This window comes from Candidatus Methylospira mobilis (assembly GCF_009498235.1).
GTDB classification, from domain to species: domain Bacteria; phylum Pseudomonadota; class Gammaproteobacteria; order Methylococcales; family Methylococcaceae; genus Methylospira; species Methylospira mobilis.
In genome coordinates, this window is record NZ_CP044205.1 from 155,904 (window position 1) to 168,845 (window position 12,942).

A 12,942-nucleotide genomic window follows, 5' to 3' on the forward strand; every position below is an offset into this window, starting at 1 on the left:
AGAGAGGTATGGAAAGATCGTTATACGAACCAGGGCCGCGCCTTGATCTTCGGTTGATTGAGGCGTCGCTGAGAGGGGTTCAACGCGACTTCCCGCGGATCAACCAGGCGTTGAATTTTTCCCGGGAACCGATGGATGACGCTGTTGTGGAGAACATGATCTCGGGTTATGCCCTAATCAGTCAGCTGCTGGAAGCCAGGGTCGAATTATTAGCGCTGGGCAACTCGGCCTATCTGCTGGAACTCAATACCCGCGTGTTATGCGGAACGGGCGAGCGCTATCGGCGCGAATACAAAAAACATATCATGGCCAACATCAGGCGTTTTTACGAGTGTACCGACGGCGGTATTCAAGGCCTGTACGAATGGTATATTCTGCACCGTCATGAGTCGGCCTGGTTTTGCGCTGCGGGTATTTATATCCGCATACTGAGCGAACCACAGCTGTTTATTGAGGGTAACGACCGTACCGGCGCCCTGGTGATGAGCTATTTCCTCGCGAAGGACGGACAGCCGCCGTTCGTGTTGACTACAGCAAATGCCGGAGCATATTTCGATTACTCCGCCCAGATTCAAAAACTGTCGAGAACCAGCCTGAGCAGGCCGTTCCGCTTGCACCGCCTGAAGGCGCGCATTGCAGGTTTTCTCAAGGATCAGGCCAATAGCGGCTATTTGCTTTGATTCCGCCCGGAAGGGCGTCTGCCTGGGAAACTGTTGGCCGTCAGCTTCAGGCCGTCAGCGAATCAGGCCCCCTGCCGCGATTGCTGTCTATGATGCGCTCGAATTTATCGGGGTCGGTTTTGATCAGGTTCAGATACTCATCCGCAAGAGCCATCCCGCGCGAACCGCCATGCTCCCTGAATTTGGCCAGCGCGACCAGCAACAGCTTGGCGGCTGCCCGGATCTCGCGGTCTTCGCCCTCGCCGTAATGTCTGACCAGTTCGTCGTAGAGCGTTTCAACCTTTTCGAGCGGAGTCATGGCCGGTTCTCCTTTTGGTCCTTGTTGATTGGCCGCTAGCGCATCCTCAGCGACGGCACCGAAGCCAGCAGGCGGCGGGTATAGGGATGTTGGGGCGCGAACAATATCTGTTCCGCCTGACCGCTTTCGACGATAACGCCCCGATGCATGACCAGAATGCGGTCTGCCAGTTCGGCGACTACCGCCAGATCATGGCTGATGAAAAGATAACTTAGATTTTGCGTACTGCGCAAGGTCTTCAGTAAATCCAGAATCTGCCGTTGCACGGAAACATCCAGTGCGCTGGTCGGCTCGTCGCAGATAATCAATGCCGGATTAACCGCCAGCGCTCTGGCTATGCAGATACGCTGCCGTTGTCCGCCGGAAAACTCGTGCGGATAGCGCAAACGCGAGGCTGCAGGCAAACCGACCGCTTCCAGCAAATGTTCGATCTGCTCCCGGAGGGTATCCGCATCCGCCTGGGGTGCTTGCACGCGCATGCCTTCGGCGACGATATCGCCGACCAGCATGCGCGGGTCCATTGCCGCATAAGGGTCCTGGAAAATAATCTGCAATGCATGTGCGGCGTGATGTTGCCCGGCAAATGAAAATTGCCCGCCGCTGTGCTTGATCAGTCCCAGCAAGGCCTTGCCAAGCGTGGTTTTCCCGCAGCCGGATTCGCCCACCAGCGCCACGCTTTCGCCCCGAGCGACGCTGAACGATACGCCGTCCACCGCCTTGACATAACCGGAGGTGCGCTGAAAAATGCCGCTGCGCACCGGGTAATGGACGCGAAAGTCCTGAACGTCCAGCAGCGTCTGCTGCTTTTCCGGCAATGCTCTACCACGGCAGCTTTGCATACGTGGCATCGCATTGAGCAATTGTTGGCTATAAGCATGGGTGGGTTTGGCGAAAAAAGCCGCGCAGCCGTTTTCTTCGACAATTTCGCCGCAACGCATCACCGCAATTCGATCCGCTATATCGTGCACGATGCCTAGGTCATGAGTGATCAGCCATAGCGCCATCCCGGTTTGCCGCTGTATCTTTTTCAGCAGGGTAAGAATCTGCGCCTGTATGGTCACATCCAATGCGGTGGTAGGCTCGTCGGCTATCAGCAGCTCCGGCTCGCCCGCCAGTGCCAGCGCGATCATCACACGCTGGCGCTGGCCGCCGGAAAGCTGGTGCGGATACTGGCGCAAATGCTGTTCCGGACGCGGCAATCCGACCTGTTCGAGCAGTGCCAGCGTGCGGGCGCGCAGCGCCGCGCGATCGAAAGAGAAATGCTGGTCGATCATTTCGCCGATCTGCCGGCCTACCGTCATTACCGGATTCAATGCGGAAAGCGGGTCCTGAAAAATAATGCCGATGCGGCGGCCGCGGATACGATTGAATTGATATTCCGGCTGCTTGAACAGCGCTTCGCCGTTCAATTGCACCGAGCCGGAAACAACCTGCCCACCTCGGGGCAGCAGCCGCATCACCGCCAATGCGGATACCGACTTGCCGGAACCCGATTCGCCCACCAGCGCAAAGGTTTCGCCGCGGTTGATGGTCAGGCTGAGGCCTTGTACCGCCGCCACTGCCTCGCCGGACTGGCGGAATGCGACGCCGAGATTGTTTATGGTTAATAAAGGCTGTTGAGTCACGAGAAATACAGTGGTCGACACGATAGGGTTGCCGGCGCCGCAGAAGCGGCTCGGAGGCTGTCCGAGAAGACAAATCTTGGAAACCAGTCACGATCTGTTTTCTAATTATATAAGATAAAACAGTGTATGCTGTGGTCGATTTTTAAAATGTCTATTTTTCGGACAGCCTCCTGCCCAACATCAACTTGCCATTAGAAAGTCGTTATGCAAATCGTCACGATAAGGGCACCATGATTGACCGCATCGTACGAATTGTACGCGGGGACACACCAAAGTGATCGGAATAGGTACTGGCAGTTAAAAAAACAGCTTGCACTCAGCTCCATTGCGAACTATGGTTCGCAATGCGACAACTGATAAGATCAAATCGTTGACAGATCGTTGACAGACGAAGTAACACCAAAACAGGTTATCGTCTATTCCGGGGATAACGGGAAAGAACCTTTTACCGAGTGGCTTTATGGCCTGAGGGATATCATGGGACGAAAACGGATTCTTGCCCGCGTATCCCGTCTGCAACAAGGCAACTACGGCGATTGTGAGCCTGTCCCGAGAAGGCGTCAGCGAACTGCGCCTGTTTTTCGGTTCCGGTTACCGTGTCTCTCGGTGAACAAGATAACCAGATCATCGTCCTGCTTTGTGGCGGAGACAAAGGAAGCCAAAGCAAAGACATTGAACAGGCAAAAGCTTCGGAAGGAGTATCTAAACCATGAGCAACTATAGAACCATCAGCGAAGTCGAAGAAGAATACCTGCGCAACCATCCGGAGGAAATAGACGATTACATCGACATCTTCTTCGATGCATACGCCGAAAACGACGACACCGCCGTTCCGTTATCCTCTCTGCGCGTAGTCAGCCGCGTAAAAGGGGTAAGCCGAATAGCGGAGGCGTCCGGCCTAAGCCGGAAAGGCGTACAAAAAGCCCTGTCTGAAAACGGCAATCCGCAATTAGGTAGCGTGAACGACATCATGCACGCCATGGGCTATCGCCTCACTCAGCAAAAACTACCGGCGACTACGCGCGCTCCCAGGTAAATAGTAGCCGTCTGTGTTTCCCTAATTCACTTTGTCGATGGGTTAGGTAAAAACACATACTGTTTGGATAAATGCTTAGCAAAACAATGCATAGCAAAATACTGGCTATTTATCCGTATTGCATATTTCACCCGCCACCCAAGGTCTTTACTCGACCTCGTTTTCGAATATATTCATTGCATTTCAATAATATAAATTAGATTATTTTTTTAAAGACCCATCATGAATGAACCTTTTAAAATAGGCTGCTGCAGAATCATCGCGGCTTTTCTTCTAATCCCGTGGGCTCCAGACGGCAATGCCGGGCAAATTTGGCACGTTACAGCCAATGTTCATGTTTCGTCTACCGGCACTGACTGGAAAAATGCATTTAATTCCTTGCAGACTGCGCTTGGTTACGCAAAGTCAGGCGACGAAATATGGGTAGCCCATGGAACATACCATCCAGATAAAACCGATCGCAAAGTATCGTTTAATCTTAAACGCGGCGTAGCCGTCTACGGAGGGTTTTCCGGGAATGAGAACAAACTGACTGAACGTGATTATCGAAAAAACAAGACGATTCTTAGCGGTAATATTGGCGGCGGCGACAAAACAAAAAATACCATCACTATTGTTAAAGGCGAAAATAATGCAATATTGGACGGATTTATTATTGAGGATGCCTATTCTACCGCCGAAGCAAAAAAGATGCACTTGACCCCGGATGAAATCAGAAAAAATGACGCGAATGATGGGGGAGGCATGCGCAACTTCATGGTAAGCCCGACTGTCAGGAATTGTATTTTTAGAAACAATCACGCGGCAAAAGGCGGAGCAGTTTACAATGTACAGGAAGCAAAGCTTGCTCAGGCGCGGTTTATTAATGTCATTTTCGATAAAAACTCCGCATTAATGCGAGGCGGTGCGGTAAGCAATGATTTAGGCGCTTCACCGGAGTTTATTAATTCAAAATTCACAAACAATCGCAGCGATGACAAAGGCGGAGCCCTCTATAATGATTTTGCTTCATCGCCGATCATCGTTAATTCCCTGTTTGAATCGAATAGCGCAGCGAGTGCCGGCGCCATAGGTAATGACGGGGGATCATCTCCGCTATTGCTGAATGTTACGATAAAAAACAATCATGCTTCAAGCGGCATGGGCTCAGGACTTTATCAGGGAACCGGCGCCAACAATAATCCAATAGCAATCAATTCCAGGATAGATAATATATACAATTGGCATGAAGATACGGTCGCAACATTAAATTCAGAATTACCGGCAGAACATGCGGTTCCGCTGGGCAAATTTATTTTTATGAGCAACCTGTCACCACAAATACCCTCCCAGCGTTTACTGTTGCAGCCGCGCACAAAAATCGGTTACCAGGAAAAATATGACTGGGCCGCCATCCAAAAAAACGCTTTGATTGACAGCCTGCTAAAATTCTATGCTCAAAATGGCGGCGCTATAGAATATAGGGACGCATACCAGGTGCCGGTAATGACTGACCCGGCTTCGAAAAATTCAATCATTTATGTGGTTCCTGACTCAAATTCCCCCTTGAAAGACGGCAGCTCGTGGCAACATGCGCTAACCGATTTACAGCAGGCCATCAATATGGCGGCAGTCAATCACGCGCCGATTTGGCTTAAAAAAGGAAAGTATTATTCTACTGCGGATAAGTCGCTTATTTCAGCCTTCATACTATACGACAATATCGAGGTTTATGGCGGTTTCAGTGGCAATGAAACCTCATTGCAAGCGCGAAACATTGCTGAAAATCCAACGATAGTCAGCGCCGTATCAAGCAGAGCCGGCTTTGTTTTTCAACATGTACTATACGGCGCAAATAATGTTGTTTTAGACGGATTAACCATTCAGGATGGAAATGCAGACGGTTTCACCTATAACGGCAAGGGCGGCGGATTGCTCGCCTACCATGCCGGCAAAACTTTCTGGCCGCATGATCAGGCTGCTGGTTTTGTCATGACCATTCACAATTGCACCTTCGCCAATAATTTTGCGAAGGAAGGAGGCGCAATTTATGCTTTTGGCAAAGCGCAATTAGTCATTACCAATACTTATTTCAAAAACAACAGCGCCATATACGGCGGTGCGCTTATGGATCGCGAGGGTAACAAAATTGACTGTAATAACTGCTTTTTTATAAATAATCATGCAAAAAAAGATGGCGGCGCGGTATATATCGATTATGGGTCGCATGCAAAATTCAATGGCACGCTTTTCGATGGCAACTCGGCTGAGCATTATGCCGGAGGAGTATTGGCTGTCAGCCGGGCTTCGCAGCTCGAAGAAACGATGGTTGATATCGATAATAGCTCATTCATACATAATCAGGCCTTAAGCGGCAGTAATATATTTAATTTGGATCAAAGTATTGTAAATATAAAAAACTCGATAATTAAGGATACATCATATCAGGGGGTAGTGAACATATACTGAACCGGCGCTCGCCTGAATAACTGATGCCAACCCAATACATTCCATGTGTAAAGAATAAAGCGATTGAGGAAAATATGAACTCAAACATACCAAAACTACTGGCCGTAGCAATTAGCGCTGTAATTTTTGCCCCCTGTGCAGTCTTCGCCGAAACAGCACCTGTCATCGATACGACAGCCGGCATCAAGTCTGCCCAATGGGGCAAGAACGTTACGATTACATTCGGCACAGACACATTTGCCTTGTTCTCCGATGGGATCCCAAACCACCCCCGCCCGACCAGGTATCTCCTCCCTAAACCCGGTGTAGTGGTTCCGGAATTGGCGGCAGACTTGTTTGTAGGCGACGACCCAACCATGCCGCAAAATTACGCGTTTACGCTTCCGCTCCATCCCCGGAAAAAGGCTGCCGCCACCCCGACCGGCCTCGGACCCATTGGCATTCTGGTGAGCGGCGCGGCACTGTTCAACCCCTATGAAGCCGACGATCACACAATCGCCCTCCAGCACAACTTTACGTTTGATGGCGTATCGTTCGTCGATGCGTGCAACGGACATGCGACCCCTGCGGGATTCATTCCTGTGGGGACATACCATTATCACGGGGTTCCTCATTGCATCACCGATCCCATTGACAAGCCCCGCGAGCATTCGAAGATCATCGGCGTTGCCCTGGACGGATTCCCCATCTATGGCCCTCACGGGAAGGATGGATTGAACCCCGCGCCACTTGATGAATGCAACGGACATACCGAGCAGACGGGAGAGTTCGCGCAGGGAATTTACCACTATCACCTGACCGAAGGTTCTCCTTACAGCATCCGTTGCCTGATGGGAGAAGTACCGGCATCCAACATTCAACATCCTCCCGTGATCAAAAACTGAGCTTGACCCTAGTTGATAATCACTGGAAATCGCCCGATTGCTATATCTGATCTGATGAGATGAATCTACGAAGCATCGACTTAAACCTGCTCACTGTATTTGAGGCGGTATACGAAGAGGGTAGTCAGGCCCGAGCGGCGGAACACATTGGCATGACGCAACCCGCCGTCAGCAATGCCCTGGCACGTCTCAAATACATTACCAAAGATGCTTTATTTACCGGTAAACCCGGCCAGCCATTGATTCCGACGCCGCGCGCCAAAGAAATTTATGATCAGATACATCATGGGCTCGATCTGATCAGAACCGGGTTATCCGACGAATTGGAGTTTGAACCGTCACGCAGTCACCGAGAGTTTTCAATCTCTATCAGCTACGGCGGCGGTTCCATTCTCGGTAAATCCCTCTATGAAATAATCAGCACGGAAGCGCCCAATGTGCGCTTGACAATGCGCAGCATTGATCCGGAAAAAGAAGCGGTTGCCCTGTTACGCGATAATAGTCTGGATATCTTGCTGCATCATTGCCGGTTTCCCGGCAAAGGTTTGGCGCACGAACAAATCTATCAACACCAACCTGTTATTATTGCCAGAAAAGCCCACCCGAGAATCAGAGATGCGTTTACACGCGAAGACGCCTTAAATGAGCGTTTTGCCATAGTTTATGATGCCATGCCGCACGGCTATATTGCTCATCCTGAACTTGATCGCTGGCTTGATGCCGTTGATGAGCGCATTATGCTGAAAGTTCCCAACTTCATGACATTGTTGCTGATAGTGGCCGAATCGGATCTTCTTGCGTTCTCTACGCAGCAACTGGTTCATAGGATGATGGGGCGTTTCGAAATCAACAGTTATGCCATGCCATGGCAAGTAGCCAGAGCGCCGCTGTACATGATATGGCAACGCAATGCTCAATTTGATCCCGGGCATCGCTGGCTAAGAGAAAAAATCAAGGCAAGCATACGCGATACCTGGATAGCGCCTTACGACGAAAGAAAACACGAAGGCAGGGGGATCGACTTTGGCGGCTTGTTTACGAATATGCCCTCATAGAGTAAGCGGCTTTGCTACGTCATCGATGAGATTGATCGCGCTATATTCTTTATTAATAAAAATCAACTTGGTAACACGCCGCTCGCCTCAAGCTTGTCGAAGGATTAAGCCCAGCGCGCTCCTCTTGCCTTGGCAATCTTGAGCTTGCCAGCCTGAACGATCATAGGGCCGCAGCATTGCACTTTCAGTCTGGGGGAAGCGGTTTTTTCGCCGTCGAAACGCACCGCGTCCTGTTTGATCAGGCGGATCGATTCCGAGGTGCTTGAGTTCAACCCCAGATCCGGCAGCAGATTTGCTACCGGGTATGGGCATGTCAATGTGCTGGGGGATTACTCGTTTACACCGGCAGAACAGGTGATGAACGGGCAACTAAGGCCGCTGAACCAGTCTACGGAAAAAGTTGACGGCCGTTAGCGTACGTTTCTGTACCATTGGACTTCAAACCCCGTTTATGGCAATTACGGATAAACCCCCGACATCAGCTCGGCCTGGTTTTCGCGCCAACGATCAGTCGTGCAACTTCATCAAGACCACGCCGACAGACATCGGTTAATTGATCAAGCCGTGAGGTTTCGTCAGTCAGCGGCCCAGGTTTGTGTTATGAGTAGCTTTGCAAAGTCAGATGGTGTCCGCTGGCTAGACGGTCGTATATCCCGCCTGGGACGGTCACTTTGTAATACGCAGCTTTGGGCTCGGGATTCTTCAATGCTGCGTCGGTGACCACCGGTGTTTTCCCAAGAGAGACCGGCTTTACCGCCACTCGCTCTCAAACTCCGAACCTGCTTGGAAATCAAACGTCTGTGAAGCGAAACGCATCACTCCCACTCTATGGTCGCAGGCGGCTTGCCGGAAATATCGTAAACGACGCGCGAGATGCCCGGCACTTCATTGATGATGCGGCGCGATACTTCGTCGAGGAAGTCGTAGGGCAGGCGCGCCCAGTGCGCGGTCATGAAGTCGATGGTTTCCACCGCGCGCAATGCGACGACGTAATCGTAGCGGCGGCCGTCGCCCATCACGCCGACCGAGCGCACCGGCAGGAATACCGCAAACGCCTGACTGGTCTTGTCGTACAGGCCGTGGCGGTACAGTTCCTCGATATAAATCGCATCGGCCTTGCGCAGCAGTTCGGCATATTCGGCCTTGACTTCGCCGAGGATGCGCACGCCCAGGCCCGGTCCCGGAAACGGATGGCGGTACACCATCTCGGCGGGTAACCCCAGCTCAACGCCGATGGCGCGCACTTCGTCCTTGAACAGCTCGCGCAGCGGCTCCAGCAGTTTGAGCTTCATGTTCTCCGGCAGGCCGCCGACGTTGTGATGCGATTTTATAACCTGCGCCTTGCCGTTGACGCCGGCGGATTCGATGACGTCGGGGTAGATGGTGCCTTGCGCAAGCCAGCGCACGGCGCTCAGTTTGGCGGCTTCTTCGTCGAAAATTTCAACAAACAGCGCCCCGATGATCTTGCGTTTCTGCTCAGGATCGCTGACGCCGGCCAGCGCGCTGAAATAGCGCTCCGCGGCATTCACCCGGATCACCTGAACTCCCATGTGCTCGGCAAAGGTCGCAATCACCTGGTCGCCTTCATGCAGGCGCAGCAGACCGGTATCGACAAATACGCAGATCAGCTGTTTCCCTATGGCCTTGTGCAGCAGCGCGGCCACGACCGACGAATCGACGCCCCCGGAAAGGCCGAGTATCACCTGCTCATTGCCGACCCGTTCGCGCAGGCTGGAAATGCTGTCTTCGATAATGTTGCGTGAGGTCCACAGCGTATTGCAATCGCATATGCCGCGCACAAAACGCTCGATAATACGCTTGCCCTGGGAGGTATGCGTGACTTCGGGGTGAAACTGCAAGCCGTAGAAACGCCGGTCTTCGTCGGCGATGCCGGCGATTTCAGCATTATCGGTGCTTGCTATCAGTTTGAAACCGGGAGGCAACACGGTAACCTGATCGCCATGGCTCATCCACACGTCGAGCATGCCGAAACCTTCTTCCGAGCGGAAATCCTGGATATTGCGCAGCAAGGCGGAATGACCGCGCGCGCGCACTTTGGCGTAACCGAACTCGCGGTGCGAAGCACTTTCGACTTTGCCGCCCAATTGTTCGGCCATGGCCTGCATGCCGTAACAGATTCCCAGCACCGGCGCTCCCTGTTCGAATACGGCTGCAGGCGCGCGCGGCGTGCTGTCGGCGGTAACCGTTTCCGGTCCCCCGGACAGAATGATGCCCTGCGGTTTGAAAGCCGCCAGGCGCGTAGCGTCCACGTCCCAGGGCTGGATTTCGCAATACACGCCCAGTTCGCGCACGCGTCGCGCGATTAATTGGGTATATTGCGAACCGAAATCCAGTATCAGGATTTTATGCGCGTGGATATCGCCGCTCTTTTTCTGTGTCGTGCTGTTGGCCGTCATGATGGTTCATCCTTAGTCGAGACGGTAATTGGGCGCTTCCTTGGTAATCGCTACATCGTGCACATGGCTTTCGCGGATACCGGCGGAGGTGATGCGTACGAACTGCGCATCGCAGCGCATGGCCTCTATTGTCGCACATCCGGTATACCCCATGGCCGCGCGTATGCCGCCTACCAGCTGGTGCACGATGGCGAGCAGCGTGCCTTTATAGGGTACGCGGCCTTCGATGCCTTCCGGCACCAGTTTTTCAGCTTCGGTGCTGTCCTGGAAATACCGGTCGCTGGAACCCTGCTGCTGCGACATCGCGCCGAGCGAACCCATGCCGCGGTAGGATTTGTAGGAGCGTCCCTGGTAGAGCTCTACTTCACCAGGCGCTTCCTCGGTGCCGGCAAACAGACCGCCCAGCATGACTGCATAGGCGCCTGCCGCCAGGGCCTTGGCGATATCGCCCGAATAGCGCACTCCGCCGTCGGCAATCAGTGGAACGCCGGATTCCCTGAGCGCGTCGGCGACGTTGGCGATGGCGGTGATCTGCGGTACGCCGACGCCGGCAATAATACGCGTGGTGCAGATAGAACCGGGACCGATACCGACCTTAACGGCGTCCGCCCCGGCTTCCACCAGCGCCAGTGCAGCGGCGGCGGTAGCGATATTGCCGCCTATGACCTGCAAGTGCGGGAAATTGCTTTTGACCCAGCGCACGCGATCCAGCACGCCCTGCGAATGGCCGTGCGCGGTATCGACGACCAGCACATCCACGCCCGCGTCGGCCAGTACCGCGACGCGCTCATCGGTGCCGGCGCCCGTGCCCACTGCGGCACCGACGCGCAAACGTTCGTGTTCGTCCTTGCTGGCCTGCGGGTAGTCTTTCGCTTTCTGAATATCCTTGACGGTGATCAGGCCGCGTAATTCGAAACGGTCATTGACGACCAAAACCTTTTCGATGCGGTGTTTGTGCAGCAAATGTATCGCTTCGGCCTGACTGGCGCCCTCGCGTACCGTCACCAGCCGGTCCTTGGTGGTCATGACCTTATGCACCGGTTCGTCCAGGCGCGTTTCAAAGCGCAGGTCGCGGCTGGTGACGATGCCGACCAATTCCCCATTGTCCACCACCGGCACGCCGGAAATGTTGCGCGCGCGCGTCAGCGCCATCACTTCGCGTATGCTGATCGACGGCGGCACCGTTATCGGGTCCTTGATAACGCCGCTTTCGAATTTCTTGACCGAACTGACTTCGCGCGCCTGATTTTCAGCAGACATGTTTTTGTGGATAATGCCGATGCCGCCTTCCTGCGCCATCGCAATGGCCAGACGGCTTTCGGTCACGGTATCCATTGCCGCCGACATCAGCGGAATCTTGAGTTCTATCTTGCGCGTCAGCTGCGTCGTCAGCGAGACATCGCGAGGCAGGATGTTGGAGTACGCCGGTACCAGCAGAACATCATCAAACGTCAGAGCGTCCTGAACTATGCGCATGGCTTACCTCACCTATAACGAAACCCCTAATTATAAGGCTTTCAAGGGATTTTTGTAAATATTTCCCTTGCTGCATCAATAAGTAGCAGGAACTCAACCTGCGCGATCCACAATTTTTTTGTAAGCACAGGAATGCGTCGCCAAGGCTTGCGACAGATCCGGACTATCGGCTTGCCGCTCGGCGTAACATTGCAGATAAACCGTAACCAGCGCCGACGTTGCGATCGGCGTTAAAAAAGCGGCTTTCAAAGCCCAGGCAAATAGCAACGCGAATGCCGTGCGCCAGAGACCGACATCGACCGGCAGGCTGGCGGCAGCGGCATCAACCGGGTACAGCATCAACGCGTAGAATACGGCAAATCCGCCATATTCGAAAATTAACGCATACAGCCGGTACCGCAGCAACTGCGGAAAACCGGCTGCCTGCATCAGCAAGGCCGATTGAGCGGAGCGCCAGGGATTGTCCTGCTCGCGCTGAAAATGCAGCGCCAGCATCGCCTGGCTGGCTGAGCCGGCAATCAACCCGGCCAGACGAATCGACATTCGTTTTAATACCGGGGAGGCGGGCTTCGAAAGACAAGGAAGATAATGCTCGGGCATTTCTGTCAGCGCATTGCCTAGCATGCGTTTGATTTCAAAAAATTCAGTAGCGTTGAAGCGGCTCGTCGCGGCGGTTTTGGCAAAGGCGATCTGTGCCTTGCCTTCGGGGAGTTTGACGCCATCCGCCAGCGCGGCCAATAAAGCCAATTGTCCGGCCTCGACATCGAAAAAGAAAAAATTTTTCAGTGTGTGCAGCGCAAAAGCAAAACCGGCGCAACCAACAGCCGCGCCAAAACCGGCAAATGCGGCCGGCTTGGCGGAGAGAGAGGCAAATGCTATCAACAGGCCGGCGCCGCTCAATGCGGAAAAAAGAAATCCGACCGCTATGCCCAGATAAGCCATCAGACGGTACAGGACAAAAGGCATTGCGCTTTCTATTACACGCGTAGCTGCAAGCAGGTTGAAACCGGACATAAATATCTC

Annotated in this window: 11 protein-coding genes; 5 read left to right on the forward strand and 6 right to left on the reverse strand. The window is 53.3% G+C overall.

The window, feature by feature from the left end; genetic code table 11:
- Nucleotides 1-8 precede the first annotated feature (8 nt).
- Nucleotides 9-680: a hypothetical protein gene (locus tag F6R98_RS00615; RefSeq protein ID WP_153247281.1), complete on the forward strand. Its 672-nt coding sequence runs from the start codon at nucleotides 9-11 to the stop codon at nucleotides 678-680.
- A 46-nt stretch (nucleotides 681-726) separates the two neighbouring features.
- Here F6R98_RS00615 and F6R98_RS00620 read toward each other — a convergent pair whose 3' ends face one another.
- A complete protein-coding gene (locus F6R98_RS00620) occupies nucleotides 727-978 on the reverse strand; it encodes a hypothetical protein (RefSeq protein WP_153247282.1) in 252 nt (83 codons plus the stop codon).
- A 35-nt stretch (nucleotides 979-1,013) separates the two neighbouring features.
- Nucleotides 1,014-2,624, reverse strand: a complete 1,611-nt coding sequence (locus F6R98_RS00625; RefSeq protein ID WP_228125013.1) for an ABC transporter ATP-binding protein — start codon at nucleotides 2,622-2,624, stop codon at nucleotides 1,014-1,016.
- Nucleotides 2,625-3,312: 688 nt separating this feature from the next.
- Here F6R98_RS00625 and F6R98_RS00630 point away from each other — a divergent pair.
- The 4 genes from F6R98_RS00630 (at nucleotide 3,313) to F6R98_RS00645 (ending at nucleotide 8,026) form a co-directional block, all read left to right on the forward strand.
- Nucleotides 3,313-3,639 (forward strand): addiction module antidote protein, encoded by a 327-nt coding sequence (locus F6R98_RS00630; RefSeq protein ID WP_153247283.1) that lies wholly within the window; start codon nucleotides 3,313-3,315, stop codon nucleotides 3,637-3,639.
- Nucleotides 3,640-3,861: 222 nt separating this feature from the next.
- On the forward strand, nucleotides 3,862-6,087 hold the full coding sequence (locus F6R98_RS00635; protein ID WP_153247284.1) for a right-handed parallel beta-helix repeat-containing protein: 2,226 nt from the start codon (nucleotides 3,862-3,864) through the stop codon (nucleotides 6,085-6,087).
- Between the two features lie 74 nt (nucleotides 6,088-6,161).
- Complete coding sequence (locus F6R98_RS00640) at nucleotides 6,162-6,971, forward strand: YHYH protein (RefSeq protein ID WP_194270073.1); 810 nt, start codon at nucleotides 6,162-6,164, stop codon at nucleotides 6,969-6,971.
- A 59-nt stretch (nucleotides 6,972-7,030) separates the two neighbouring features.
- Nucleotides 7,031-8,026, forward strand: a complete 996-nt coding sequence (locus tag F6R98_RS00645; protein ID WP_153247286.1) for a LysR substrate-binding domain-containing protein — start codon at nucleotides 7,031-7,033, stop codon at nucleotides 8,024-8,026.
- A 104-nt stretch (nucleotides 8,027-8,130) separates the two neighbouring features.
- Here F6R98_RS00645 and F6R98_RS00650 read toward each other — a convergent pair whose 3' ends face one another.
- The 4 genes from F6R98_RS00650 to F6R98_RS00665 form a co-directional block, all read right to left on the reverse strand.
- The gene (locus tag F6R98_RS00650; protein ID WP_153247287.1) at nucleotides 8,131-8,298 is read right to left on the reverse strand and encodes a hypothetical protein; all 168 of its coding nucleotides are present in this window, start codon (nucleotides 8,296-8,298) and stop codon (nucleotides 8,131-8,133) included.
- A 543-nt stretch (nucleotides 8,299-8,841) separates the two neighbouring features.
- Nucleotides 8,842-10,443 carry a glutamine-hydrolyzing GMP synthase gene (guaA, locus tag F6R98_RS00655; RefSeq protein WP_153247288.1) on the reverse strand — a complete coding sequence of 534 codons (1,602 nt, stop codon included), beginning with the start codon at nucleotides 10,441-10,443 and terminating at the stop codon, nucleotides 8,842-8,844.
- A gap of 12 nt (nucleotides 10,444-10,455) precedes the next feature.
- Nucleotides 10,456-11,919, reverse strand: coding sequence for an IMP dehydrogenase (gene guaB / locus F6R98_RS00660; RefSeq protein WP_153247289.1), 1,464 nt, complete (start codon nucleotides 11,917-11,919; stop codon nucleotides 10,456-10,458).
- A gap of 93 nt (nucleotides 11,920-12,012) precedes the next feature.
- Nucleotides 12,013-12,933, reverse strand: a complete 921-nt coding sequence (locus F6R98_RS00665) for a hypothetical protein (RefSeq protein WP_153247290.1) — start codon at nucleotides 12,931-12,933, stop codon at nucleotides 12,013-12,015.
- Between the last annotated feature and the right edge of the window lie 9 nt (nucleotides 12,934-12,942).